This window comes from Streptomyces sp. R33, from assembly GCF_041200175.1.
Taxonomy (GTDB): Bacteria; Actinomycetota; Actinomycetes; order Streptomycetales; family Streptomycetaceae; genus Streptomyces; species Streptomyces katrae_B.
The window spans coordinates 1,572,928-1,598,462 of record NZ_CP165727.1; the positions used below are offsets into that span (position 1 = coordinate 1,572,928).

22 protein-coding genes and 5 pseudogenes are annotated in these 25,535 nt (G+C 69.0%); 12 read left to right on the forward strand and 15 right to left on the reverse strand.

Features of this window, described 5'->3' with window-relative positions:
• Positions 1-62 precede the first annotated feature (62 nt).
• Complete coding sequence (locus tag AB5J51_RS07695; protein ID WP_369777253.1) at positions 63-809, forward strand: amidase family protein; 747 nt, start codon at positions 63-65, stop codon at positions 807-809.
• A 21-nt stretch (positions 810-830) separates the two neighbouring features.
• Positions 831-1,193 (forward strand): hypothetical protein, encoded by a 363-nt coding sequence (locus AB5J51_RS07700; protein WP_369777254.1) that lies wholly within the window; start codon positions 831-833, stop codon positions 1,191-1,193.
• Between the two features lie 514 nt (positions 1,194-1,707).
• Here AB5J51_RS07700 and AB5J51_RS07705 read toward each other — a convergent pair.
• Positions 1,708-2,496 carry a class I SAM-dependent methyltransferase gene (locus tag AB5J51_RS07705; protein ID WP_369777255.1) on the reverse strand — a complete coding sequence of 263 codons (789 nt, stop codon included), beginning with the start codon at positions 2,494-2,496 and terminating at the stop codon, positions 1,708-1,710.
• Positions 2,497-2,857: 361 nt separating this feature from the next.
• On the opposite strand from AB5J51_RS07705, the pseudogene AB5J51_RS07710 reads away from it, so the two are divergent.
• A pseudogene (locus tag AB5J51_RS07710) lies at positions 2,858-3,106 on the forward strand (serine/threonine-protein phosphatase); the annotation flags it as partial.
• 189 nt (positions 3,107-3,295) lie between these two features.
• On the opposite strand, the pseudogene AB5J51_RS07715 reads toward AB5J51_RS07710, so the two are convergent.
• From AB5J51_RS07715 to AB5J51_RS07730, 4 genes and pseudogenes are all read right to left on the reverse strand, one after another.
• Positions 3,296-3,511, reverse strand: a pseudogene (locus AB5J51_RS07715) (oxidoreductase); the annotation flags it as partial.
• Positions 3,432-4,016 carry a hypothetical protein gene (locus AB5J51_RS07720; RefSeq protein WP_369777256.1) on the reverse strand — a complete coding sequence of 195 codons (585 nt, stop codon included), beginning with the start codon at positions 4,014-4,016 and terminating at the stop codon, positions 3,432-3,434. The gene AB5J51_RS07720 and the pseudogene AB5J51_RS07715, both read right to left, overlap by 80 nt.
• A 17-nt stretch (positions 4,017-4,033) precedes the next feature.
• A complete protein-coding gene (locus AB5J51_RS07725) occupies positions 4,034-4,549 on the reverse strand; it encodes a hypothetical protein (RefSeq protein WP_369777257.1) in 516 nt (171 codons plus the stop codon).
• A 421-nt stretch (positions 4,550-4,970) separates the two neighbouring features.
• Entirely contained in the window at positions 4,971-5,963 is a 993-nt protein-coding gene (locus AB5J51_RS07730) for a hypothetical protein (protein WP_369777258.1), read from the reverse strand.
• Between the two features lie 185 nt (positions 5,964-6,148).
• Here AB5J51_RS07730 and AB5J51_RS07735 point away from each other — a divergent pair, with 185 nt between their 5' ends.
• Positions 6,149-8,923, forward strand: a complete 2,775-nt coding sequence (locus AB5J51_RS07735; protein ID WP_369777259.1) for an AAA family ATPase — start codon at positions 6,149-6,151, stop codon at positions 8,921-8,923.
• Positions 8,924-9,310: 387 nt separating this feature from the next.
• On the opposite strand, the gene AB5J51_RS07740 is transcribed toward AB5J51_RS07735, so the two are convergent.
• The gene (locus AB5J51_RS07740; RefSeq protein ID WP_369777260.1) at positions 9,311-10,570 is read right to left on the reverse strand and encodes an MFS transporter; all 1,260 of its coding nucleotides are present in this window, start codon (positions 10,568-10,570) and stop codon (positions 9,311-9,313) included.
• Positions 10,551-11,174 (reverse strand): disulfide bond formation protein DsbA, encoded by a 624-nt coding sequence (locus tag AB5J51_RS07745; protein WP_369777261.1) that lies wholly within the window; start codon positions 11,172-11,174, stop codon positions 10,551-10,553. The genes AB5J51_RS07740 and AB5J51_RS07745 overlap by 20 nt, the downstream gene beginning before the upstream one ends.
• Before the next feature lie 19 nt (positions 11,175-11,193).
• Between AB5J51_RS07745 and AB5J51_RS07750 the strand changes: the two genes are divergently transcribed.
• Positions 11,194-11,712 carry a MarR family winged helix-turn-helix transcriptional regulator gene (locus AB5J51_RS07750; RefSeq protein WP_369777262.1) on the forward strand — a complete coding sequence of 173 codons (519 nt, stop codon included), beginning with the start codon at positions 11,194-11,196 and terminating at the stop codon, positions 11,710-11,712.
• A 103-nt stretch (positions 11,713-11,815) separates the two neighbouring features.
• On the opposite strand, the gene AB5J51_RS07755 is transcribed toward AB5J51_RS07750, so the two are convergent.
• On the reverse strand, positions 11,816-12,247 hold the full coding sequence (locus AB5J51_RS07755; RefSeq protein WP_369777263.1) for a MarR family winged helix-turn-helix transcriptional regulator: 432 nt from the start codon (positions 12,245-12,247) through the stop codon (positions 11,816-11,818).
• 88 nt (positions 12,248-12,335) lie between these two features.
• Here AB5J51_RS07755 and AB5J51_RS07760 point away from each other — a divergent pair, with 88 nt between their 5' ends.
• Positions 12,336-13,259, forward strand: a complete 924-nt coding sequence (locus AB5J51_RS07760) for a zinc-binding alcohol dehydrogenase family protein (protein ID WP_369777264.1) — start codon at positions 12,336-12,338, stop codon at positions 13,257-13,259.
• A 471-nt stretch (positions 13,260-13,730) separates the two neighbouring features.
• Here AB5J51_RS07760 and AB5J51_RS07765 read toward each other — a convergent pair whose 3' ends face one another.
• A complete protein-coding gene (locus tag AB5J51_RS07765; RefSeq protein WP_369777265.1) occupies positions 13,731-14,585 on the reverse strand; it encodes an alpha/beta fold hydrolase in 855 nt (284 codons plus the stop codon).
• Positions 14,586-15,027: 442 nt separating this feature from the next.
• The gene (locus tag AB5J51_RS07770) at positions 15,028-15,675 is read right to left on the reverse strand and encodes a TetR/AcrR family transcriptional regulator (protein ID WP_369777266.1); all 648 of its coding nucleotides are present in this window, start codon (positions 15,673-15,675) and stop codon (positions 15,028-15,030) included.
• A 107-nt stretch (positions 15,676-15,782) separates the two neighbouring features.
• Between AB5J51_RS07770 and AB5J51_RS07775 the strand changes: the two genes are divergently transcribed.
• The 5 genes and pseudogenes from AB5J51_RS07775 to AB5J51_RS07795 all read left to right on the forward strand — a co-directional run bounded on the left by AB5J51_RS07775 (position 15,783) and on the right by AB5J51_RS07795 (position 20,059).
• Positions 15,783-16,721 (forward strand): DMT family transporter, encoded by a 939-nt coding sequence (locus AB5J51_RS07775; RefSeq protein WP_369777267.1) that lies wholly within the window; start codon positions 15,783-15,785, stop codon positions 16,719-16,721.
• Between the two features lie 103 nt (positions 16,722-16,824).
• Complete coding sequence (locus tag AB5J51_RS07780) at positions 16,825-17,619, forward strand: MBL fold metallo-hydrolase (protein ID WP_369777268.1); 795 nt, start codon at positions 16,825-16,827, stop codon at positions 17,617-17,619.
• A gap of 49 nt (positions 17,620-17,668) precedes the next feature.
• A complete protein-coding gene (locus AB5J51_RS07785) occupies positions 17,669-18,361 on the forward strand; it encodes a DsbA family protein (RefSeq protein WP_369777269.1) in 693 nt (230 codons plus the stop codon).
• A 166-nt stretch (positions 18,362-18,527) separates the two neighbouring features.
• A pseudogene (locus AB5J51_RS07790) lies at positions 18,528-18,812 on the forward strand (transposase); the annotation flags it as partial.
• Between the two features lie 191 nt (positions 18,813-19,003).
• Positions 19,004-20,059, forward strand: a complete 1,056-nt coding sequence (locus AB5J51_RS07795; protein ID WP_369777270.1) for an aldo/keto reductase — start codon at positions 19,004-19,006, stop codon at positions 20,057-20,059.
• 792 nt (positions 20,060-20,851) lie between these two features.
• Here AB5J51_RS07795 and AB5J51_RS07800 read toward each other — a convergent pair.
• The 5 genes and pseudogenes from AB5J51_RS07800 to AB5J51_RS07820 all read right to left on the reverse strand — a co-directional run.
• Positions 20,852-21,100 (reverse strand): hypothetical protein, encoded by a 249-nt coding sequence (locus tag AB5J51_RS07800; protein WP_369777271.1) that lies wholly within the window; start codon positions 21,098-21,100, stop codon positions 20,852-20,854.
• Between the two features lie 125 nt (positions 21,101-21,225).
• Positions 21,226-21,780 (reverse strand): annotated as a pseudogene (locus AB5J51_RS07805) (alpha/beta hydrolase); the annotation flags it as partial.
• Between the two features lie 39 nt (positions 21,781-21,819).
• Complete coding sequence (locus tag AB5J51_RS07810; RefSeq protein WP_369777272.1) at positions 21,820-22,692, reverse strand: IS3 family transposase; 873 nt, start codon at positions 22,690-22,692, stop codon at positions 21,820-21,822.
• Complete coding sequence (locus AB5J51_RS07815) at positions 22,689-22,997, reverse strand: IS3 family transposase (RefSeq protein WP_032759650.1); 309 nt, start codon at positions 22,995-22,997, stop codon at positions 22,689-22,691. Before AB5J51_RS07815 ends, AB5J51_RS07810 begins: the two co-directional genes overlap by 4 nt.
• Before the next feature lie 64 nt (positions 22,998-23,061).
• Positions 23,062-23,211 (reverse strand): annotated as a pseudogene (locus AB5J51_RS07820) (alpha/beta hydrolase); the annotation flags it as partial.
• Between the two features lie 723 nt (positions 23,212-23,934).
• On the opposite strand from AB5J51_RS07820, the gene AB5J51_RS07825 reads away from it, so the two are divergent.
• Positions 23,935-25,491: an AAA family ATPase gene (locus AB5J51_RS07825; RefSeq protein WP_369777273.1), complete on the forward strand. Its 1,557-nt coding sequence runs from the start codon at positions 23,935-23,937 to the stop codon at positions 25,489-25,491.
• Positions 25,492-25,535 lie beyond the last annotated feature (44 nt).

The following is a 25,535-nucleotide window of genomic DNA, read 5'->3' on the forward strand; positions in this document are numbered from 1 at the left end:
CTCCGCCGCACTGCTGGACGCCGTCGCCGGGCCCGAGCCGGGCGACCTACCCGGCGCCGACCATGCCGGGATCGTTCGCCGACCAGGTCCGCCACGAGCCGGGGCGACTGCGGATCGCGTTCAGCAGGCGCCCGGCGGACGGCCACCGCGTGCACGCCGACTGCCTCGCGGCCCTGGACGACGCCGTCGGGCTCCTCGCCGGGCTGGGCCACGAGCTCGTCGAAGCCGACCTGCCCGGCCTCACACCGGACGTCGGCGACGCCATCGGCACCGCATACGGCGCCTACGTGTCCTGGATCCTCGCCTACTGGATCCGCGAACTCGGCCGCGAACCCCTCACCCGGGCGTACTGGGAACACGGCCTGCGCCTCACCGGCGGCGACTACCTCCTCGCCGTCACCACACTCCAGCACTTCGCCCGCACCACCGCCCGGTTCCTCAGCCCCTTCGACACCTGGCTCACTCCGACTCTGGCCCAACCACCGCTCCTCCTGGGCGAGATGACCTCGACAGAGGACGAACCACTGCGCGCCGCCGAGCGGAGCGCCCCCTTCGTCGCCTTCCCCGCCGTCGTCGCCAACATCACCGGCGTCCCCGCCATGTCCGTACCCCTGTACTGGTCCGGCAGCGGCCTGCCCATCGGCGTCCACTTCCTCGGCCGCGTCGGCGACGAGGCAACCCTCCTCCGCCTCGCAGCCCAGCTCGAACACGCCCGCCCCTGGGCCGACCGGCGCCCGGACCGACCGGCCACGCCGACGTGGCACGATCCGGCCGCCGGGGCCAGCCTGGAAGAAGGACCCTCCCCGTAACCCTTGCGAATGGAGACGGCCATGGCGGCGACGACGCGGGAAGACACACCGGTCGTGATCGAAGGCGGAGGCGTCGAACTCCGTACGCAAGCGATCGGCGAAGACCTGTCCGTGGCCTTCGTCCGGTTCCCGAAGGGCACCGATATGAGGCCGGCCCTGACCGGCCTGCCCGACGGCCTCTGTGCCTGCCCGCACTGGGGCTACATGCTAAAAGGGCGGCTGAAGATGGTGACGAAGGAAGGGGAGGAGATCTACGAAGCGGGCCAGGCCTTCTACTGGCCGCCCGGGCACGCCCCCGTGGCGCTCGCGGACTGCGAATACGTGGACTTCTCGCCCACCGAAGCGTTCACCACCGTCATCGACCACATCAAGGCACAGGGCTGACCCGACCCGCTCATGCTGACCGCCTGCCCCGTACGGTCCAGGACCGCGCATGCAACGGGAACGTCGCTTGGTACCACGTCGCGGCCGGCTGGCACGGCGCATACGGAGTGGGTCGGGTTACACCCCAACCCACTCCGCCCTAGGTACGGCAGGCCGAATCGTCTGTCCCGGCCTTTCTGCACCCTCCCCGAAGGCCGTTAGGCCCGTAACCGGAGCGGGGCCCACCAGACAGAGGACTGTAGCCACGGGCAGCCCCCGTGCAACTGCGATCTCACCGCACGCACTGACGCGGCCAGCCGGGCGTCCAGTCTCCGGCCAAGCCGACGAGGGGCGGCAGACCGGCCGGTGCCCAACCAAAATCCGGCCCGTCCACCGCCGACGGAGCCCTCGGGCGCCATGCCGTGATCAACTTATGAGACTCCCCCGGGTTACGCCACGTATACGGCAGCCTCCCCTCGCGGGCGTCACCCGCCAGATACCTGCGTGCGGCCAGAGAGGGGGCTATGGCCTGACGTCAGCGGGTCGGACGTCTTCCCCGGCCGTTCCAGGCGCGAGCGGTGAGGGCGATCGAACCGTCGGCCTCGATGGGTAGGCGAGCGCGCAGACGCTCGCGCAACGCCTCCTGCCCCTTCGGCGGCAGTGAAGCGAGGTACGACGGGGCAGGCCCTTGCCCGCCCAGGAACGGGGCCCAGTAGTCGTCGAAATCCCTGAAGCGTGTGGGGATGTTGATCTCGTCGACCTCCACGTCCGCCAGGCCGGCCGCTCGCAGCAGCTCTTCCAACGGACCGGGCGCGCACAGGGGGAACCGGAGGGCTTCGTCCAGCTCCCGGCTGCCCTCGTCCAGGGAGACGGCGGCTTCCCAGAAGTAGCGGATGAGTTCCATGCCTCCCTGGGTGTAGTCCCAGAGGTACGCGGCGAGCGTGCCGCCGGGGCGTATGATGCGGGCCATCTCTGCGACGGCCCGCTCAGGAGCAGGGACGAAGTTGAGGACCAGGCCGCTGATCGCCACCGACGCCCGGCCATCCGGGAACGGCAGCCTCATCGCGTCGCCGCGTACGAACTGGGCCCGGGAATCCGTGACGTGCTGCCGGGCGTACCGGACGTAGCTGTCCGACGGCTCGACTCCCACCACCCGCTGGGCGCCGGCCACGTCCAGGACCGCTCGCGTGACGGCACCCGTCCCGCAGCCGATGTCCCGCCAGTCGCTGCCCTCCGCAACGTCCAGCCGGCGGACGCACTCCACCGCCGCCTGCCGGCTCCACCGCCCGATGTAGGGCTCGTACGCTTCCCCTTCGCCCCACACCGGCGTTCACCCTCATCCCGGGCGGCCGGCCCGGCGGGCCCGACACTCACCGCCTCAAACCAGCATGCACGGGCCCCCGCCCCCTCGCAGCCCGGCCGAGAGCACCGGCCAAGACGAGATCCAATGCGGGCCGCACATCCGCCGTGGCCAGACCCGCCCCAGGCCTCAGCACGGACCGATGTCACCCCCGGTCGAAGAGGTTCCTCGCATGAGGAGGGCCCCGGGCGACGCCGGGGCGGCTCCGGGTCCCGCTGAAGCCGCAACCGCCCAATGCCTCGTAGATCGCGGAATCGGAAGCCCCGTCCACCTCCCCGCCAGCTTGTGCGGAATCGTTTCGTAATTCCTCCATACCGCGCCCACCGAGGAGATGATCCAATTGCGTTCAGTGACCGAGACCGCGCAACAAGTGGTGCCGCGGCCACTGCGTGAACGGATCGGCCCGCTGCGCATCGCCTCCACGTACCTGTCCGCCGTCGCCGAGGCTCAGATCGGCGGTGACCTGTATGCCGCCGCCCGCCCCGCGCAAGGGACCCGGTTGATCATCGGCGACGTACGGGGCAAGGGCCTGGAGGCCGTCGGGGAGGCAGCCCTCGCGTCGCAAGCCAGACGAATCCTGCTGGTCAAGCCGCCCCGGCCCGGGAACCTCCAGACGATCCCGTAAGGGCCACCTGGGCAGGAAGGCGCTTTCGCGTTTCCGCCTCGACAACCGCCACGCCCAACCGAAACGGCGAGGCCAAGGCTTGATGTTCTGGTTCAGGTGGAAGAGGTTCCCCGGGTCGTACGTGCGCTTGACCTCGACCAGGCGGTCGTAGTTGCCCTTGTAGTTGGCGCGGATGCGGTCCTGGTCGTCGTCGGCCATGAAGTTGACGTAGCCGCCCTCCTCCGAGTGCGGGGCGGTGGCCTCGTAGTAGTCGCGGACCCAGGCGGTGTTGGCCTCATTGTCGGCGGGGTCCGGCCACATGCCTGCGATGACGGTGGCGAAGGAGGCGTCCCGGTAGGCGAAAGGCCGTCGCATCCGGGGCGACCCTGTGGCAGGCGCCGTTGATCGGGTAGATGTGGACCGTCGAGTTCACGGCGGGCAGGCGCGGGCCGTGCACCAGGTGCGCTTCGATCGCGGCGTCGCTCAGCTCCGTCACGAAGTTGGCCTTCCAGTAGTGCTGGAGACCGGGCGGCACGAGCGCGTCGAAGGCGCTGTTGAGCGCCGGGTACGGCATGACGCCGACGTGCTCCGCGACCACTGGGGCGAAGTCGTGGAAGGGCTGGAGCGCCCGCTCGCCCTCCTCCGGCAGACCCGCCCAGCACGACACGATCAGGACGAAGGGCTCGCCGTGCCGGTCTTCAGGGATGAACGGCAGCGGCGGAGCGATCTGGAAGGCCGGGAACCCGCCGAGCTGCTCCGGCGCGTCGGCGATGAAGTCCCGGAAGGAGCGCAGGGCTGTGCCGGCGCTGTCCAGCTCGAAGAGGATCGGCCCGCCGTAGATGTCCTTGACGGGGCTGAGCCGGAATTCGAGGGAGGTCACCGCGCCGAAAAAGGCGGTCAGTTGGGGCCAGAGTCGTGGTAGCTGGTGGTCGCGGTGAGCCCGGAGGTCCGGCCGACCGCCCGGACGTGGATGGTGTTGCCGCTCTGGATGGCGCGCAAGACGCTGTAATCGACCCTGCCGCCGTCATCGGCCTGCCTCGGGCCGTATTTCGTCTCGCCGCGGCTGTCGGGCCAGGTGTAGTACAGGTCGACCAGCTCGCCGGGCGCGAACCCGCTGCCGTACACGCCGCAGCTCGCCCCATTGCTGCACGGCAGCCCGTTCGGAACGAGTCGGGCCGGACTGACCGGGGGCTTGGGACTGCTGTCCTTGCCCGGCTTGGGGGTGATGCCGCCCTTGGCATCACCCCCCTTCCCGAAACCGCTGTTGCCGCTGTTGCCGCTATTCCCTGAACTGCCGTTGCCCGAACCGGCACCCTCGCCCTGCCGCGGCAGGGCGAGGGTGCCGTTTTGCACTGCGGTGAAAGCGAGGACGGCGAGCAGCAGGGCCGCGAGAAAGGCTAGGAAGTTCTTCACGACGGTTTCCTTCCGGGTGAGTGGGGAGTCCGGAGCCGGGGCCGGGGCCGGCCGGGCCAGCATGAGGGCCGCGGCGACGAACGTGACGGCCACCTGCAGCGCCGCGCCCGCCGCAAGTCGTTCGGGACACCGACGGTCAGGAACGCGTGCAGGGCGCTGAGCAGGGATCGGATGCGGGAGGCGGTGACCAGGCGGGCGGGGGTGCGACTGCCGGTGCGCCAGGTCCACACCGCGGCGGCGAGCGTGGCGGCGCCGAGCACGGTGTCGGCGACCGAGACCGTCACCGGCGGCCCCGGCGTGCTGTGGTCGAGGCCCTGTAGATCAGGATCGCGGGGATGTCGGTGGCGCCCAGCAGGCAGCCAGCACCAGGGCGGTTCGGCGAGCACCGAGTACGACGGGCTCCCCGCACAGGAGTTGACGTTCACGCCGGCCGGGAGAGGCTCCCGGGACCTCCCAGTCGATTCTGCCCCCGCCGGGACGGCGGGTCCTTCGGGAGCGCCTGGGACGGTGCTTTCTTGTAGATGTGGTCGAGGCTGCCGCACATCACGTTGGAGGAGCCGATCCACATGATCGTGAAGGTGTAGCCGTTGCTCTTCCTGGTCACGGCGTCGGCGCAGTAGTCCGGCTTGATCTCGTCGGGTGCGATGCCTTGGGTCGACAGCGGGAACGGCAGCCGCTTGGGCAGCCAGCAGGCCCCGATGTCGACGATCCCCTTGAGGTCCTTGCGGACGACCGCCACCATGCCGATCGACCAGGGTGTGCTGTCGTGCTGGTACACCCCGACGGCTAGGCGGTCGGTCTCGTAGGCGCACTCCGCGAGGTCGTTGGCCGCGTTCAGCTTCCCGACGAACTGGCCGAGCCCGTTGCGGAAGCTCATGTACTTCGGGCTGCCGCTCTTGGGGACGAAGCCGAGGGTCTGGTCGGCCAGCGGGGCGAGGGGAAGACACGGGTTCTGATTGATCCTGCTGACCTTGTCCGCCGACGGGAAGGCGGGGAGCTGGGACCTGGTGAGGGGCCCGGGGGTGGGGCAGGTCGGCTTCTTGGTACTGGCGGCGCCGCCGCTCCGGCCGGCCCCGGCCGAGGGCTTCGGGTCGGGGGGCGCCGCATTGGGCTGCTGCTGCCCGCCACCGTGGTCCGACCCGGGGTTCGGCTGCGCGCATGACACACCCGTCAGTGCGACGACGACCGCCATCGTCGCGGCCGTCCACGCCCACCGGCCACTCGGGGTTGCCGGCAGCGATGCACGGGCACCACGTACGGGGGGCGACTGCGGGGCGAGGGGGCTCGGGCTTTCGGAGCGCAACGAGGGATGGTCCAGCCCGTTCGGAGCGGAACCTTCCTCGAACGTGTCGCCGTGGCCGGCAACGGCCGAAGCCGCGGCCGTGACGACGGCGGCCCGGCGTGCTCCCATCATGTTCTCTCCCTGGGTGTCGCAAGGTGGGTGTCCGGTCGAGTCGGGTGCGATCCCGAGCCGCCTCCGGGTGTGTGTGCCGACAACAGTGGCGTGCGCAGGTCGCCCGGGGCATCAGTGCTGCCACTGAACCGTGGTACGCAGTCGCCGCGGGCCCTCGTCGAGTGCGTCTGCGGGATACTGCCGGGGTGGGAAGTGAACTCATCGGCAGGGCATCCGAGTTGGCGGTCCTTGCCCAGCGGGTCGAGGCGACGGCGCGGGGCTCCGGATCCGTGGTGCTGCTCGCGGGGCCGGCGGGCGTCGGCAAGAGCACTCTCGCGGCCGAGGCGCTGCGCCGTCACGCCGACCGTGAACGTGTCACCGTCGTGCGGGGCCGCTGTCCCCGGGGCACGGTGGCACCACCCCTGTGGCCGTGGCAGCACGCACTGCGCTTGGCGGGAGTCACCCTCGGGTTCCCCGGACGGCGAAGCGCCGAGCCGACTGGGGCCGGGGCCGTGGCGCGGCAGCATCAGTGGAGTGCGACGGAGCCGACCGACGCGGCGGCGGCGCGGTTCTTGGAGCTGGCCCTGATGAGTGAGGCGCTGGCCGCGGCGGCCACCGAACGCGCCCTCGTCGTTCTGCTGGAGGATTTGCACTGGGCCGACACCGCCAGCCTCGATCTGTTGCGGCAGCTGACCGGTGAGGTCACCGACCGCGGACTGCTCGTTGTCGGCACATTCCGCGAACCAGCCCCCGAGGAACCCGCCGGGGCGCTCGCGGAACTGGGCCGCTGCGGTGCCGAGACGCTGCGCCTGGCGCCCTTCACACTGGCAGAAGTCGCCCAGTGCGTCGGGGAGGCGGACGCGGCGCAGTGCTACCGAAGGACGGGTGGGCTGCCGCTTCTCGTCAGTGCACTGCGCATCCGTGCAGGCAGCCTCGGCACCGTCGTCAGCGGCCTGCTGACCGGGCTCACCAGCGAGCAGAAAGACGTAGTACGGGCGGCGGCCGTACTCGGCGAACCGCTGGACACAGATCTGCTCACCCCGGTCCTGCCGCAGCTCGGCTCTACTGCCGTCACTCGGGCGCTGGAAGCGGCCTGGCACGCCGGGATCCTCACCGCGGAGAACGGCGCCGACACCGGACGCACCTACCGCTTCACCCACGACCTGGTACGCGAGGAGGTACTCGCCCGAACCACCACGTCCGCCTCCCGTGCTCTGCACCAAGCGGCTGCGCGGGCACTGGAGCAGGCCGGGAACCCGGGCGAGGCAGCCCGTATCGCGGCACACTGGCGGCACTCCGGCACGGAGCCCGCGCACCGCGCCGCCGCAGCACACTGGTCCCGGACCGCCGCCGAGCTGGCCCGCGAGCGGCACGCCTATGCGGACGCCGTCCGGCATCTGGCGGACGCCGCCGCCGTCCTCGACGCGGCGGACCCGCAGCGGGCGTCGGCGCTCATCGACCTGGCCCGCGCCGAGTACCTGGTCGGGGACTACGACGCCAGCCTGCGTCACTGCGACGAAGCCTCCGACGCGGCGAAGGCGAAGCGCCGACCCGCGCTGCTCGCCGAGGCCGCCCTGGTGGTGCAGGGCGTCACGTACCCCCATGCCTCACAGGCCATCACCCGGCTGTGCAAGACGGCCCTGGCCGTCGAGGACCTGCACGACGCGATGCGCCCCCGGGTGCTCGCTCAGCTCGCCACCGTCTCGGCCGATCTGGGTTCACTCGAAGAGGCCGCCGAGCAGGCCCGCGCCGCCCTCGAATTGGCCGAGGCCACCGGTGATGCCCGGGCCGAACTCGACGCCGCCCGGGCGTTGCAGATGGTCCTGGCCCATCCTGACGACACCGCCGAACGCCTGCGCCTGGGCGCGTTGGCCGTGTCCAGGGCCGAGCGGCTCGGTGACCCGATGGCCGCCGTCCTGGGCCACCAGTGGCGCGTTCAAGCCGGTTACCTGCTGGGCCGAATCGACCTGGTGGACGACGCGATCCGCGGCATCGAGGCGATCGCGGACCGCTCGAAGCTGCCGCTGACCCGCTGGCACCAACTGCGCGTCAGCGCGGCCCGGGCAGTGCAGGAAGGACGGTTCGCCGAGGCCCGCCGCTGCAACGAGGACGCCACCGGACTCGCCCGGGCCGGCGGAGACCAGTACGCGATCGCAATGAGCTACGTCCTGCAGCAACAGCTTGCCCTGGTGCGCGGCGACGCCGCAGAACTGTGCGAAGAGATGTGGCGCGACCTCGACCGCGCGCCCAAGAACCCGCTGATCCAGTCCATGCGGGCACGGGCGCTGTTCGTCGCCGGGCAGCCGGACGAAGCACTGGACGCCTATGACCAGCTACGCCCGCTGCTTCCGATCCCGACGGCGAACCCGACGTGGCCCGCGGTGCTGCTGAACCTGGTCGACCTGATCGAGCTGGCCGGTGACGCCGCCGCCGCACGGTTGGTGTACGACCAGCTCGCGCTGTTCAGGCCGTACCCTGGAGCGCTCGGCACACCCACGGCGTACTTCGCCGGCACGGTCAGCCGCGACCTCGGCCGCCTCGCCCTCACCACCGGCCGACCGGCACAGGCCGAGGAACTGCTCCGTGAAGCGCTGATCCGCAACCGGGCCCTCGGCGCGAGACCATACGTGGCGCTGACCTGCCTGAACCTCGCCACCGTAGAACGCGACAAAGGCGCCCTCGCCGATGCGGCCGCCTTCGCCAGGGAGGCCGCGGCGATCGCCGACCGGCTGGACCTGCCCGGCCCCTCCGCCGCCGCACACCTCATCGGCGAGATCGCCGCCCGGCGCGACGACACTGGGCCGCTCACCCCGCGCGAGCGACAGATCGCCGAACTCGTCGTCCGGGCGCGCACGAACCGTCAGATCGCCGACGAGCTGATCATTTCCGAACGTACGGTGGAAAGCCACGTCCGCAGCATCCTCACCAAGCTCGGATACGCCAACCGAACCGAAATGACCGCGCGGTGGGCAGCCCGCTGACCCATCAGGCTCTTCCCGCCCTTCGGTCAGCGCGGCCCGGCGGCTGCCTACGAGTCGTCGGGCGCACCCCGGGAGCCTCCACCGGCTGGGCATCGCGGTCGCCTGACCGCGCATACGGGGTCCCCTGCTGGGGGCCTTCAAGCTCGACCGGGCCACCGGCAGGTGATACGTCCGTGCCGACGAGTGCGCGGGAGGAGGGGCGTCCATCGGAATCGGTGGTGGACAGCGTCATGATGTGGGGTTCGGGGGCCTGTGCCTCGATCGTCTCCTTCAGCCAGCGCTCGAACACAGGTACCGGGTCGCGCGGAGTCGTCGCGTCGTCGAAGGACGGCATGTCGGCGGGGAGGACCGGGAAGGACCGGAGCATCTCGTGCGGGTTCTCGGCCATCAGGCCGTGGCCCCCTGGGAAGCGGTGGTGGTAGGGGCTTGGCTGGTGCTGACCGCGTGTGCCGGCAGCGACCGCTCGGCGTACAGGAGGATCGCCGCGCCGGTCAGGACCAACAGAGCGAGAAACGTCCACAGTTGCCATTGTCCGGCGTCGAGCAGAAATCCCAGCAGCATGGGCGCGATGGTGCGGCAGACCGACCAGGACAGCTGGTAGACCGAGAGGTACCGTCCCCGCAGGTGATCGGGGGCAGCCTGGACCGACAGGCCCTGCGAGGGCGCGGAGTGGACGAGTTCGCCGACGGTGTAGAGCACCGCGACCGCCAAGACGGCGACGATGGCATCCGGACCGCTGACGAACTGAGGAAGGACTGCGAAGGCGGCGAAGGAGAGAGCGAAGATCGCCGCGCCGAGCGCGGCCGCACGTGGACGTCTGCCGCGCAAGGCCAGGCGGGCGGCGGGGACGCCGAGCGCGGCGACCAGAGCGGTGTTGACCGCGAAGACGGCCCCGGCCAGGGCATCGGGCATGCCGACATCGCGGGTGAGGAAGACCGGCAGGGCCATGGCCTGGGTGGTGTAGCCGAAGGCGATCAGGAAATTTGCCGCCGTGATGAGCAGGTAGGGCCGGTCGGCGAGCACCTGCCGGTAACCGTCCCGTGTTCTCTCCGGCCGCTTGACGTCGCTGCGGACGTTCGGGATCCGGGCCACCAGTACCGCGGCGACAGCGAAGACCATAGCCAGAACTTCAGCGGCGGCGATGAAGCCGGCGCTGCCGTTCAGCATCAGCATGCCCGCTGCCGCCAGGCTGCCGCATCCCATCCCGGCGTTGCGCAGGCTGCGGTCCCACGCCAGGAGACGGTCCCGTTCGGCGCCTTCGGCGATCTCACCGATGAGAGTGTGCTGGCTCGGCGATGAGGCCCACATACCGACCGCGACCACTAGGGCGATCGCCAGGAATGCGGGGAAGGAGTCGGCGAACGGGTAGGCGGCGAACCCGATCGCGCGCAGCGCGAGCACGCCGATGAGTACCCGTCGGCCGCCGAATCGGTCGATGAGGACGCCTGCGGCCGGCATGAACGCCAACGCGCAGAGCCCGGCGACCGTGAGTCCCGCGCCGGTCGACGTCAGGGACAGGCCGGTGAGCGAGTGGACGAACAGCATCGTCAGCGGCACGTAGATGCCGTCGCCGATCGAGCTGACCAGGCTCGCGGCGATGAGGCGGCGGCGGGTGCGAACGCCGGGTTCAGCGGAGGTCGAGCGCACCGCGTCCCCGCTTCAGCTCGGCGAACGCTCCCATCCCGGCCAGGGTACGAGTGGCCTGGAACAGCCGGATCGCCTCCTCGCCTTTGGGTATGGAGGTGAGGACGGGGCCGAAGAAGCCTGCGCCATCCACGGTGACGACGGGTGTCCCGGCCTCTTCGCCGACCGCTTCCTGTCCGGCCTGGTGGCTGGCGCGCAGGGTCGTGTCGAATGCGTCGGTGTGAGCGGCCTTGGCCAGGGACGCGGGCAGCCCCAGCTCGTCGAGGGATTCGTTGATGACTGCGTCGTAGTCCTTGTTGCGCTCCACGTGGAAGCGGCTGCCGAGCGCGGTGTAGAGGTCGCGCAGGACCGCGTTGCCGTGGAGGGCTTCGGCGGCCGCGCACACCCGGGCCGGGCCCCAGGCCCGGTCATTGAACTCGCGGTACCAAGGCTCGAGTTCGCGGTGCTCGTTGAGCACGGACAGGCTCATGATCCGGAAGCGCAGGTCGATCGGCTGAAGGCGTTCGACTTCGAGCAGCCACCGGGAGGTGACCCAGACGAAGGGGCAGGTGGGGTCGAAGTAGCAGACAACCGCCGAGGCGGCTTGAGGAGCAATAGTGTCTTCCATGGAAGGTAAATTATCATCCGTGGAAGATATACTGGAAGCCATGCAGCCCGACTCCATCGCCGCCATCGTCGAACAGTGGAAACGCGAGAGGCCCGATCTCGATGCGACACCAATCCTCGTCACCGGCCGGCTCTTCCGGCTTACCGACGCACTGGACCACCGACTGCGCCCGCCCTTCGCCGCCGCAGATCTGGGAAGCGGCGACTTCGACGTACTTGCGGCGCTTCGACGTTCCGGGGCGCCCTTTGCCCTGTCCGCAGGCGAGCTCAGCCGCACCGTCCTGGTCACCACCGGCGCGGTCACCAAGCGAGTCGACCGACTCGAAGCCCGTGGCCTGGTCAGCAGATCCGTCGCCGAGACCGATTCGCGCGGACGTCTCATCACCCTCACCACCGAGGGCGTCGAACTGACCGACGAGCTCATCGCCGTCCACCTGGACAACCAGCGCCGACTCCTCGCCGGGCTCAGCAGAGACGAGCAAACTCAGCTCGCCTGCCTGCTCGAACGACTTGCCTCAACACTGGCCGCCAGTGATTGATCACCCGCAGGCAACGTCGCAGGCACTGACAGCCGTAATGACTGCGTGAGCGCTGGGCGCCCGCGCCGTGAGGAGCTGGAGCGGTTTCGGATCACGCCGGGCTCTACGGCGCTTCGTGGAGCCGAGTCAATAGGGCCATCAGCTGGTTCTGCTCATCCGGGTTGAGTGGTGCCAGCAGCTCGGCGTTGGCGGCTTTGGCCAGAGCTGCGCAGCGACCGAGGAGGGCCGCGCCCTCCGGCGTGACGGTGACGGCGTTCTTGCGGCGATCGGCGGGGTCCGGGGTGCGCAGGACGAGGCCCGCCTCCTGGAGGTGGTTGAGGATGCCGACCATGTCCTTGGGGTCGACGGCGAGTCTGCGACCTAGGTCGGCCTGGGCGACGGGGCCGTACTCGGCGGTCGCAGCCAGCACCGCGTGGTGCATGAGCTTCAGCCCCTCCCCCGCGATCGCGTCGGAAACCAGGCCCCGGCCGCGCGCCGCGACGCGGCCGACGAGCCAGGTCGGCAGGGACTGGATGTACTCGAGGGCTGAGGTCATGCAGTCAGCCTAACCAAAATTCGTTGGACTCCCCCATGACTTTCCGCTTATCGTTGGGATGCCCAATGAAATGGATCGGGGAGGTCCTGTGCTGCGCATTCGCCATGAGGTCAACGGTGGACCCGAGGTGCTGTTCGCCGAGGAGGTCGACCGACCCGAGGTGAGAGCCCGGGAGGTGCTGATCCGGGTCGAGGCGGTCGGGGTGACCCTGCCCACTGTGCGCAAGGTGCGGGAAGGCAGCGAGCCGATCTCGTTCGGCGGCGAGGTCGCCGGGGAGATCGTCGCCGCAGGTGCGGGAGTCACCGCCTTCGGCGTCGGAGATCGCGTCACCGGGCTGTGCTTCGCCGACGCCTACGCCGAGTTCGCGGTCTTGACCACCGCCATGACTTCCCGGATCCCGGACGGTGCGAGTTCCGTGGAGGCGGTCGCGCTGGTCCGCAGCGGGCTGGTGGCGCGCGGTGCCTACGAGGCCGCGCGCATGGAGCCCGGCGAGTCGGTGCTGGTCACGGCGGCGGCCGGCGCAGTGGGCACGCTCGCCCTCCAGTACGCGAAGGCCGGTGGGGCAGCACGCGTCGTCGCCGCCGTCAGCAGCGCCGACAAGGCCGACTTCGTCCGAGGGCTGGGCGCCGACGAGGTCGTCCTGTACGAGGACGTCGACTGGGGCGCCCCGTACGACGTGATCCTCGACGGCGTCGGCGGCGACCTGCTGGGCCCGGCCGTGCGGGCTCTGGCGACGGGTGGCCGGCTGGTGGCCTTCAGCTCCGGCGGCGGCACGGTGGAGGCGTACGAACTCCTGGTCCGCGGCGCCTCGATGATCGGCTTCCAGATGCGGGCCATCGCCTTCGGCAACCCTGAACTCTACGACCGCTGGCTTCGCGAGCTCTGGCAGATGCGCGACGCGGGCACCCTGCGCACCGCCGTACACGAGGAGATCCCCCTCGGCGAAGCAGCCCGAGCCCACACCCTCATCGAACAGCGCCGTAACCTCGGCAAGGTCGTCCTCATCCCCTAGATAGCTGCTTTAGGAAGCGAGGGCGGCCAGCCATTTGGTGAGGTCGCCCCGCGATCAACTGGCCGATGACCCCCCGACGCCTCCGCGAAGGCAGCCAGTAGGCGAGCAGCATCGGGCGGCCTATGAGTAGGCAAAACGTCGTCGCGTCACGGATCGAGGCACTCAACCCGATGGTGTGCGCTTGTCTGCCCGGCCCGTGAGTCGGCCGGCGCGTCGACGCCCGCAACCTCCGCGCCCTTCAAGCCTCTGACCTGCGGTGGAAGACCCCTGCAATCTTGGTCGGGGATCGCAAGCGTAGACCAGCTCTGATTCTGCGGAGGTTCCAAGGTCCGCGACCCCCCGTCCATAGACAGCAAGTTCACGGCAGAGGCCCCGTTGATCTGCGCAGACAGGTCAACGGGGCTTCTTCGAGTCCGCATTCGAGCGGTGGGAAACCAGGCGAAAACGGGTGCGTGAGCCGTGCCGGATTCTTTAGCCGGGCAGCCCTCGAACGAACCCGGCGACCAGCGTCGCCACCGCTTCTGGAGTCTCCATGTTCATGAGATGGGTGGCATCGATCCGGTTGACGATGATCGTCGGCCGGGTGCGGGTGAGCGTGGCCAGCTCCTCGGATACCCCTTGTGCGAACCGGGCGCTGAATTCGCCGAACCACTCCATGCCAGGCGCAGGCGGTAGCTGTCGGCCGGCCTGGACCAGCAGCAGGGGGAAGTCGACCCCGTCCAGCCATGGGGTGACACCGAGCGCGAAGATCCTGTGGAGTTCGTCGAAGATCTCCAGCGCCTCCGCCCGTTCCGGCAGCGTCTGCCACGTGCCGTCGGGCAACGGGCGTGCGGCCGCGCGTGCGGCGGCCGCCGCACGGTCGGCGGGAATCCCGAACCGGGCGGAGTTGATGACCTTCTCGTCGATGTACTCGGGTGGCGCGATGGTCCCGGCCGACGCCAGCAGCCCCTCACTCACCCGGTCGGCGCCGGGGTACTCGCGTCCCCACCAGAAGCCGTCGAGATTCACGGCGGCACGGGCACGGCCCGGGTTCGCTCGGGCGTACTCGACCGCGACCACTCCGCCGAGGGAATGGCCCACCACAACAGCCTCCGGCACGCCATGCGCGTCGAGTGCGTGCGCGATGTGCCGCACCACGGCGGGGATGGTCCAGGGGGAGATACCGGGAGAGTGGCCGTGCCCGGGAAGGTCGACGGCGAGGACACGGTGCCCGGCGTTGAGGAGGACAGCCGAGGCGTCCCAGTCGGCGAACGACCGTCCGTAACCGTGCAGTAGAACCAGTTGAGGGCCATCGCCCCCATAGTCATGAACTTGTAGGAGTGTCATTGGGCTTCACTGTAGGGGGCACACAGTATTTCGAACACCGGATTAAAGATCTCCGTCGAACGCGACGTGCGCACTTGCGGTGCAACTTGAACAAGGGCGTGCGGATGTTGGCAGAAGGTGATCGGCGATGCCGGGACCGGTACCGAAGAGAAGTGACGAGAGGCGGCGTCACAAGAAGTCGGACAGCCCGGAGTCGGCCAAGGCGCCCACTGCTCGCTCCCCGACGTTCCCCAGGGCGGATGCCGCATGCATCCGGTCGCCAGGCGGGTAGCTCACGAGGAGAGCATCCGACTGAAGATTCGGACGGTCCCCGGTTCGACCTCTGGTCAGTTTGGCCCATCACGCACCCGTAGAGCAGTACTCCGGGAGGCGAGCCATGTAATTCTCCAGCCACAGTTCGGTGTTTTGCCTTGTCAGCGGCCTGGCGGTGGGCAGTCCGGGTTCAGGGTCGGCCGGGGTCCAGAAGGCGCCGGGCGAACACGCAGAGGGCCTGGGCGATGCGCTCGTGGGGGATGCCCAGGTTGTTGCGCTGATGGTGGTAGAGCTGCGGGGCCAGGGGGCCGAGGGCGAGGTCGGCGAGGGCGTCGGGGTCCGGGGCGCCGCCGGCGACGAGCAGGGTGCGTACGTGGAGGCGCCAGAAGGCGTAGGCGCCGGTGGCGTAGCGAGCGGGCCCGGTCTCCGCGCCCAATGCGAGGGGCAGATGCCGCTGGAGAAGGTCCAGGTAGGCGATGTAGAACGCGGCCAGGCGCTCGGCGGGGGGTGCCTCCGGCCCCAGCGGCGGCGGGCCGTAGATCATCTGGCCCTGTAGCCGACGTTCGTGCTCGTCCAGGAGGGCGGTGGCGACGGAGGGCGGGTCGGGGAACGAGCGGTAGAGGGTCGCGCGGCCGACGCCTGCGGCCTTCGCGATCTGCTCCATCGTCACGGTGCTCGGATCGTGCGCGGTGAAGAGCAGTTCGGCGGCGGAGAGGATCTGCGCGCGATTGCGCACCGCGTCGGCGCGCTGCCGGGGTGCGGTGGCGCCTCGGGGCACCGCTTGGAGATCACCACGCAGGACCGGGGGCGGGGCGGGACGCTCGTCGCCGTTACTCATGCGGGCCACCCTACTTCCCGAAACTCTAAGTGGACAGCTTGTCCGTTTGACATCCCGAGGTCTATGTTAAGTGAGACGTCCGTCCGTTTGATGTGTGGGGGAACAAGATGAACGCTGCGCTGCTCGCGGCAGCCCTGCTGGTCGGCTGCCTTCTGGCCGTCCAGGCGTCGGTCAACCTGCAACTGAACAAGGCCGTGGGAACCCCTTACGGCGCCTCCACGGTCCAACTGGGCGTGGCCACCGGACTCCTGGTGGTCCTGGCGGCGATGACCGGCTCATTCGGCGCACTCGGGAAGATCCCCGACGTCGAGTGGTGGCATCTGCTGGGGGGCCTGGCCAGTCCCCTCTACATCACCGGTGGCATCCTGCTCTTCCCCCGGCTGGGAGCCCTGGCCTCGGTCGGGCTGTTCGTCACGGGGCAGATGTTCTCCTCACTGGTCCTCGACCTGGGCGGCCTCTTCGGGCTGGAGAAGAAGGGCCTGAGCCCGGGCATCGCGCTCGGTGCCTTCGCGGTCCTCGCCGGCATCATCGTGATCATCCGGGGACAGCAGGCGACCGCCCCGCCCGGAGCCCCGGCGATGTCGGGCCCGGGCCGGATCGGATGGATCGCCCTCGGCGTCATCGCCGGCGGTGTGCTCCCGGTTCAGGGCGCGGTCAACGCCGAGCTCCGGCACGGTCTGGGCGCCCCGATCACAGTGGCGGCCTTCAGTTTCACGGTGGCCACGCTCACCATCGCCGTCGTACTGCTGGTGCTGCGCCTGACGGGCAAGACCCCCGAGCCGCAGCTGGCCCCGCTGAAGGCGATGCCCTGGTGGGGCTGGCTCGGCGGAGCCTGCGCCGCGGGCTACGTCACCGGCACGTTTCTCCTGATCCCCGAGATCGGCGCTGCGGTGACCGTCGGGCTGACTGTGACCGGCCAGCAGCTGACCTCCGCCCTGATCGACCACCGGGGCATGTTCCGGCTGCCGACCCGCCTGCTGAGCGTGCCGCGTCTGACGGGACTCGGCCTGCTGCTCGCCGGATCGCTGGCCATCCAACTCGTCTGAGCTCGCGCTCTTACGACCCTGAGAGAGAAGGCTGTTCCTCGTGGAGACCTACGCCGTAGGGTCCGAACTGCACGTCCTGCCCTCTGAACTGCCGATACCAGGCTTGGGCCGGCAACCGGTCAACGCCTACCTGCTGCGCGGTGAGCAGCCGATGCTGGTGGACACGGGCATGCCCGTGGACCGGGACGCGTTCGAGGAGGCCCTGTGGTCCCTGGTGGACCCCGTGGATCTGCGGTGGATCGCCCTCACCCATGACGACCGGGACCACACCGGGAGCCTGGTGCGCACGCTTGCCCGCGCTCCCGGCGCCAAGGTCGTCACCAACGGGATATCGCTCACTCGGCTGTCCGAGGAATTCGACATCCCGCGCGAGCGGGTGGTGACGGTGAACCCCGGGAGCCGGATGTCGATCGGTGACCGGACTCTCAGCTTCCACCGGCCGCCCACGTTCGACTCGCCGGGCACGCTCGCGATCTTCGACCACGAGGCCGGCACGCTCTTCAGCTCGGACAGTTTCGGCACCGTCATACCTGAAACCGTGCAGCACTTCGGTGATGCCGACGAAAAGGAATTCTTCGAAGGCTTCGACGTCCTGAACCGGGCGATCGCCCCATGGACGGCCCTCGTCGACGCGGAGAAGTTCCTCCGCACCGTCCAGGCGGTGTCCTTCCTCTCCCCGTCCCGGCTGCTGTCCGCCCACGGGCCGACGGTGGAGGGCCGGATGGTCGCCTTCCTGATGGAGGCCATGGCCCGCATCCCGTTCTGCCGGCGTGGCTTCCGGGCGCCGACGTCGACCTCGAAGCCGCCTTGGACGCGCACGGCGCCCGAGCCGCCCCCTGACTGTCCGGGCCCTCGGCTCTCAGCCACCGTTCAGCTCTCGAACCTCAGCAACTGCTGAGCCCTGAACCACCACTCCACCACTTCCTCGACACCCCTCGGAGCCACCGTTGACCACCGCACCCCTGACACCGCCGCCGGGCATCATCACCGTCTTCTCGGACATCTGGTGTTCGTTCGCGCACATCGCCATCCACCGTCTGCACGCCACGCGCAAGCGGCTCGGACTCGAAACCCAAGTCAGCTTCGACCTGCGGGCCTTCCCCCTTGAGCTCCTCAACGACGCGCCCAGCCCCCGCCCCGGAACCGACAGCGAGGTGGGCCGGATGGCCAGTCTGGAGCCGGCGGCCGGCTGGCAGCTCTGGCAGGCCAAGGACTGGCTCTACCCCTCCACCATGCTGCCCGCGCTGGAGGCGATCCAGGCCGCCAAGGAGCAGTCCCTCGCGGCGTCCGAACAGCTCGACCTCGGCCTGCGGAAGGCATTCTGGGCCGAGTCGCGGTCCGTCAGCCACCGCAAGGTCATCCTGGACGTGGCCGCGCAGACCGGCGTCGTCGACGTGACGGCGCTGGCGGAGGCCCTGGACGACGGCCGTGCCCGCAGCACCCTCTCCGGCCAGACCGCTGTCGCCCGTACCGAGGCGGTCAGGTGCAGCCCGCACCTGTTCCTGCCCGACGGCAGCGACTGTGCCAACCCCGGGATCGACGTGCGCTGGGAAGGCTCCTACGGCGTCGGCTTCCCGGTGATCGAATCCGACGACCCGACGATCTACGAGGACCTTCTCCTGGCGACTGCCACAGGCTGACACTGCGGCCGGAGTTCAGTGTCTTGCCTGGTCAACGGTCTGGAGGTGGGGAGCGTAGTGAGTGTGCGGCGGTCGCGGGATGGTCATGCCGGGGTCGTCCCGCGAACGTGTGGCCGCGACGCATGTAAAGACAGTGTCGTGAGCATCCGTCGTCGTGATCTACGACATGCCGACGAACGCCTGGGAACAAGAACTCAAAGAACTCTTTCTGCGGACCGGAGCCCGTTTCGCCAGAGTGGAGGCCAGGCGTCGGATACGGGACTTTGTGAAGAAGAGCATCACCTCTGCCGGGGTCCAGCGCCAGTACTCCGGCACTGCCGGGCGAACCGAGAACTGTCAGATCGGCGTCCTCGCCGCCTGCGCCACCGCGCGCGGCCACGCTCTGGTCGACCGCGAGCTCTACCTGCCCAAGCCCTGGACCGAAGACCGTGAGCGCCGCCGTGCCGCCGGATCCCCGAGGGCCGATCCCGCCGATGTCGCCGCGCAGGCCCTGTAGGCCATCGAGACGGGCCTGCCCGAGATCCTCGCCGATGAGACCAGCCGGTACGCCAGGCAGAGCCTGGCCGCTTCGCCGAATGCGGCGTGAGGCACGCCCCGCCGCACCACCACTTGCCCCTACCGACCCTTGAGTAAGGACATCTGATGCGTTACACGACCTTCGGACACCGGACCGGACTGCGCGTGTCCGAGTACGCGCTCGGCACGGCGAACTTCGGGACCCGCTGGGGCGCCGGCGCCGAGCCGGACGAGGCACGCCGCATATTCGACCGATTCGCCGAAGCGGGCGGCACATTCCTCGACACCGCGGACACCTACCAGTTCGGCGAGTCGGAAGAGCTGACAGGGAAGTTCATCTCCGCCGACCGGGACCACTTCGTCCTGGCCACCAAGTTCACCCTCGGCGCCGCGCCGCAGCCGAGTGTCTCCAAGACGGGCAACAGCCGCAAGAACATGGTCGCGTCGGTGCAGGCCAGCCTGAAACGCCTGGGTACCGACTACATCGACCTGCTCTGGGTGCACTTCCCCGACGAGCTCACGCCCATGGACGAGATTCTGCGTGGGCTCGACGACCTGGTGCGGTCCGGCGAGATCCACCATGCCGCCCTGTCCAACTTCCCCGCCTGGCGTGCCTCCCGGGCGGTGACCCTCGCGGACCTGAAGCACTGGGCACCAATTGTGGGAATCCAGAACGAGTACAGCCTCGTCGAGCGGACCGCCGACCGCGAGCTGCTGCCGATGGCCGAGAGCCTCGGACTCGGCGCCGCCCTGTGGTCCCCGCTCGGCGGCGGACTGCTCACCGGAAAGTACCGCCGCAGCGCCAAGGGGCGCCTCACCGACCTGGGGGCGGTCATCCACACGGAGAGCACCGACCAGAAGACCGCCGTCGTAGATGCCGTCCTGGCCATCGCCGAGGAGATCGGCGTAACGCCGGCCCAGGTGTCGGTGGCCTGGGTGCGGGAGCGTGCCGCCCGGGCCGCGACCTCGCTCATCCCGGTCATCGGGCCGCGCAACCTCACCCAGCTCGATCACTACCTGGGCGCTCTGGACATCCAGCTGACCCCCGAGCAGTTCGCCCGCCTGTCGGAAGTCAGCGCGGTGCCCCTCGGAGTTCCCCACGAGGTGATCGCCGGATCCCTGGGCAGCATCCAGGGAGGCAACACCAGCTGCGTCATCGCCCCTGTCACACCGGTGGGCTGACGCCCCTCGCATCGGCGAGGGGCTCCCTTCGGGCCCTGACCCGGCGCTCGCCTGGCACCCGGCCCCGTGCCACAGAACGTCATCGCCGGGAAGCGGTTCGGCGGGGGTGAGCCAACGGGCGGCGGCCACCTCCGCCCGTTCCGGGACCCCTCCTCCACACGGATTGGCGCTCCGTCCCAGGCAGCCAACCCCAAATGACGTCACGCCAGAAACCGTGTCAGTCGTGCGTCAAACGTGCGTCACGTGCGTCGAACATGCGTCAAGATATCGCCTGTAACGCACGTGGTGCACATAACGCACACTCGTCGAACTCACCGGTCAGCGACCCTTTTCGGCGGGCTCCAGGATCGCCACGCACTCCACGTGGTGGGTCATCGCCACCAGGTTGAAGCCGCACCCTCACTACTCCATGCTTACGCTGTGCAAGACAGTGCCCGCCCACAGCAGCCGACTGCATCAGTGGACCTGCACCCGACACGCCGCGAGGGCCCCGTGAGATCAGCTCGTTGGCATGCGAGGAGCCGAAGGCGTGGGACGGCCAATCGGCAAGACGCCAATCACGATCAGGCGGGGTACTTCGGTGGCGCTTCGAGCGAAGCTGGTGATCCATACCCGGTCATCGAAGTCGGAGTATCCGCCTCGATGGTTGCTGTGGTCGCCGACCAGGAGCATGCCGAACGGTGGCCCGGTGGCAGTGTAGTTGGCAGCCTGAGCGAGGTAGTCCCGCTGCACGAGCTCTGGGGGCGCCTTGGTCTTGCGGCGTTTAACCTCGATCACGAACCGCCGCCCAGGCTACGGCGTGTAGGTGACGTCGGTGCGCCCGGAGGCCACGTCGACGACTTCCCGCTGGACAGTGCCCGGGGTGAGTACCCCGCTGAGGTGCTGGTGGATATCGTCCTGGACAGCCTTCTCCGGCCATGCTCCGGGCGAACCGTCGTTCTTGTCGGGCGCAGGCCCCAGATAGGCGGTCCGGTCGCCGTACAGGTCGGCCTGTCCGTCGAACCGGTCGTGCAGGAAGCGCAGGAAGTGTTCGAGCAGCACGGTGTAGTGAGTGCTGTCCGGCGCTTGCCACGCCGGGCTGCGCTTGAGGACTGCGAGCAGAGACTCCAACTTGTCGTCGACCCGAGCGTTACCGGTGGGTGTGTAGCCGCGGCCGGCCTGTTGGTTCAGGCTTTCGATGCGGTCCAGCAGGGCGGGGTCAAGCCGTGTCCGCCCAGATTGGCGTGCAGCGTCTTCTCCGTGGTGCCGAAGGCGTCGAACAGGTCCAGGGCCCGTTGCCGGGAATTCCTTTCGTCGTCCCACTGCAGCAGGAACAGCAGGGGAACGGTGACCTGCCGGGCCTCCTCGCGCTGGGCACGGGGCACGTAACCCCCGGCGAAGAAGCCGGCGGCCGCGATGCGCGGCTCGGCCACCGCAAGGCGGATGCCGACGGCGGTCCACCCTGACTACCCGACCGGGCCGCCGATCCCGGGCAGCGCAAGGTGGGCGTCCAGGGTGGTCCGCCATTCCGGGACCGCCTTTTCGACCAGCGGGCCGATGAAGGACTCGAAGATCTCCTCGCCCGGCTCGCTGGCCTGCATCGCCCGGCGGAGGTCGGCGCGGGCCTGCTCGTCGGCGGCGGAACGGGGCGGGTCACCGCACCCGGAGGCGTCGATGCTGGCCACCACGTAGCCGGACGCCGCAGAGTGCCGGGCTTGGGCCACCAGCCGGGCCGCCCCCTTGAGCTTGCTCCGCTTTGACGGACACCATTGGTGTGGTGGTCAGGCCGCGAGTACGGTCTCGTATTCGGCGGGACTTCGGTAGCCGAGGCTGCTGTGTAGCCGCTGCAAGTTGTACCAGCTCTCGATCCACTCGAAGATCGCAGTGCGGGCGAGAGCCCTGCTGGGCCAGGGTTTCGTGCCGAGCAGTTCCCGTTTGATCGTCGCGAAGAAGGACTCGGCGAGGGCGTTGTCCCAGCACTGTCCGGTGCGGCCGACCGATAGCTGGACGTCGAACTCACCTGCCAGGGACGCGAATTGCTGGCTGGTGTACTGGCATCCGCGGTCCGAGTGGAAGATCACCGGCCGGGTGGGGCGGCGCCGCCGGCAGGCGGTCGTAAGGGCTTCGGCGACCAGGTCGGTCCGCAGATGATCGGCGGTTGCCCAGCCGACGACACGGCGGGAGGCGATGTCGATGACGGTGGCCAGGTAGAGCCAGCCCTGATCGGTCGGGATATACGTGATGTCGCCGCACCAGCGGACGTCGAGTGCGGCCGGGTCGGGTGCGAAGTCGCGCCCGATGAGGTCGGGCCTCGCGGCGGCCCGCGGGTCGGGGACGGTGGTCACGTGTCGCCGCCTGCGGTGCCGGCCTTCGAGTCCGGCGTCCCGCATCAGTCTGGCCACGCGGCGCCGTCCGCATCTTTCGCCCTCGCGTTGCAGAACGGCGTGGAGGCGTGGGGTCCCGTAGGTGCCACGGGAGTGCTCGTGGGCCTCGGTGATCTTCTCGGTCAGCTCCAGGTCGCGGACCGCGCGGGGGCCGGGAGTTCCGTTGCGGCGGGCATAGAAGGCGGTGCGGGAGACCTTGAGCAGTTCACACGCGCGCTTGACGTTGTGGTTGCTCTGCTTCTCCGCCTCGATGAACGGGTGCACCGTCACCGGGTCTCCTTCGCGAAGAAAGCCGTGGCCCGCTTGAGGATGTCGACGTCCTCGCGCAGGCGGCGGTTCTCCCGCCGCAGCGCGGCCAGCTCCTCACGCTCGCTGCTGGTCAGCCCGTCTCGCTCGCCCGCGTCGACCTCGGCCTGCTTGACCCAGTCCCGCACCGCGGTCTCGGTCAGATCGAAGTCCTTGGCTATCTGACCGACCGAGCGGTCACCGCGCCGGCACAGCTCGACGATCTCGGCCTTGAACTCCGACGTGAACGAACGGCGAGGGCGAGGCTTCTTCTTCCCCATGCTCTCCATGATGGACATCCTCCCGGGGACGAACCCCAGATCTCGAATGTCCGTCAAAGCGGATCAAGCCCACCTTGGGCAGACCGTTGTTGTTGTGGGCCATCAGGATCAGTGGGACCGGTACGGCGGATTCAGGCGTCCACAGGGTGCCGAGGATCTCGCCGAGGGTGAATCCGCGCTCGAGAACGCCGTCGTCGAGGCGCTGCTCCGACATGAATTGCACGGTCGTGCCCTTCGGGAGTGCTCAGAGCGGCGCTCCCGGACGACCTGCCTATCGCCCGACCGTGACCCCGGAGGAGAGCACCCATGTCAATACGGTCGCGGGCGGCATGGCAAAGCCTCTGACTGCCGGGCGCAACCAAGATCCGGTCCATTCCCGGACCATCCCACGTTCACGAAGGTCCGGGGCAGTCGTTTCCGCAGGTCAAACCAGTTCACCGCCTGCATACCACCAGCAGACGAAGAACCTGCTGGTCGTCTGCAGGACTGGTCCGAGGCGCCGCCTTGGCGTGCTGACAAGGGAAAGCCGCCGGTCACTGCCCGCCAGGCCATGGTGGTCGCGTGTAGTCGCAGGCTGAGGGTGCCCGCCAGCTCCATCTCATGGAGGTACAGCAGCGCGCACATCGCCAACTGCGAAGGTGCAAGAGTTTTTGAATCGCAAGAGGCAGCAGTGTTGTGCGGCCTACCATGAGTCGCTGGCGATGAGACGGTCCCAAGTTCTGACCGCCCGCGTTGTGCCGCGAGTCCCGGTGACTGCTTGGTTCAGGCGAGACAACAGACCACGGCCTGGGCCGGTGACCCGCTCCACGTTTACGTTGCCCAGGAGGACAAACTGCGCTTCATCGTGCTCGATCGAGACGGTCCCACGGACGACGGTCCTCGCGCCTGCTTGCTGGCGCCACGTGGCGATCCAGGGCCTGACAGCTATGCAGCGGACGATGAGTACATGACCCTCTACCAACTGTGGTTCCGTAACCACGGATCGCTCATCGAGTTGGGTGCGGTAAAGATCGGGTATGCCGACCTCATTCGGGGCGAGAGACCTCTCGAGGCAGGATCGTTCTCCACGCTCACAGGACTTGATCAGCGCCTGTACTGGTTTTCCGTGGGGCAGAGCGACCTTTATTACGAGAACATCCGCAAGCTTGGTAGTGAGACGCGGCGCGCGGTCTTGAGCGGTCTGTGCGATATGGCGCTCGACCCCTCGGTCTTCGCGACCGCCATGCAATGGGACGTCACACACACATCGCTGCTGCGCAGCCTCGAGTCACGGACGGTGGCAGCCCAGTTCCGGCGCATCGCGCAGGGCGGCCCCCGGCTCACGGAGTACCGCTTCGACTACCTGGGCCCCGCCAGGCACGGCAGCTCGGACGGCAGTACCACGAAACCCTGGCACCTCTCCTTTTCAGTCGAGCCGCATGCACAGCCCCCCACTAACATTCACGTGCTGATCGGTCGGAACGGGGTCGGAAAGACCACGGTGCTCGGCGACATCACCAGGGCCGTCGTACATCCGGAAGAGGACAGCGATGCCGTCGGGCGTCTCATCTGGGGCGAGGATGGACCCGGCTCCTTCGTTAACGTGGTCTGCGTGACCTTCAGCGCCTTCGACCCGGCTCAGGAGCAGTTCGAGTCGGAACAGGGCGCTGCTGAACAGGGTGAGCTGGAAGGCTGGGACGGTGCGCTGGACGTTGCCGACGGCCAACCACCTCCCGCGGCCGAGGACAACGTTGCGGGTGTCTCCTACAGGTATGTGGGCCTTGCCAAGGTGGATGAGCTGGGGCGCCCGACTCGGGAGCGCAAGACGCGCCTTGACCTAAGCAAGGAGTTCGCCAAGAGCGTGGAGGAGGTTGTTGCTGCCGGCCGAGTCCACAGTTGGATCAAGGCGCTAGAGGCGTTGGGTAGCGACCCGTACTTCTTCGAATCTCCGGTCCGCTCCTTCGCGCAGGCTCTCCTGGACCGAGGCGTGTTTGGCCGAACGAGCGACCGTGACACTGCTTTGGAGATCTTTTCCAGTCTCAGCTCGGGGCATGCGATTGTCCTGCTGACGATGACGCGTCTGGTGGAAACCGTCGCCGAGCGGTCGCTGGTGCTCCTCGACGAGCCTGAAGGACATCTACATCCCCCGCTTCTGGCGTCCTTCGTCAGGGCCCTGTCCGACCTGCTCACCGACCGCAATGCGGTCGCAGTCCTGGGCACCCACTCGCCGGTGGTCCTGCAGGAGGTCCCGCGCTCCTGTGTCTGGAAGGTCAGCCGCCAGGGCACCATGCAGCCGGAGCGGCCATCGATCGAGACCTACGGCGAGAACGTCGGGGTTCTCACCCACGAGATATTCGGCCTCGAAGTCCGGCGGTCCGGGTTTCACGCCGAGATCGAGAAGGCAGTCCGGGAACTGGGCACGTACGAGCAGGTCCTGGCCCGATTCGGCGGACAGCTCGGCGGGGAGGCGAAGGGCCTCGCACGGATCTTGCTCGCCTACCAAACGTCGCAGGGGCGCCGCTGATGTGGCCGCTGGAGCCGCCTAGGGTCACCGCCCGTCAAAGTTAC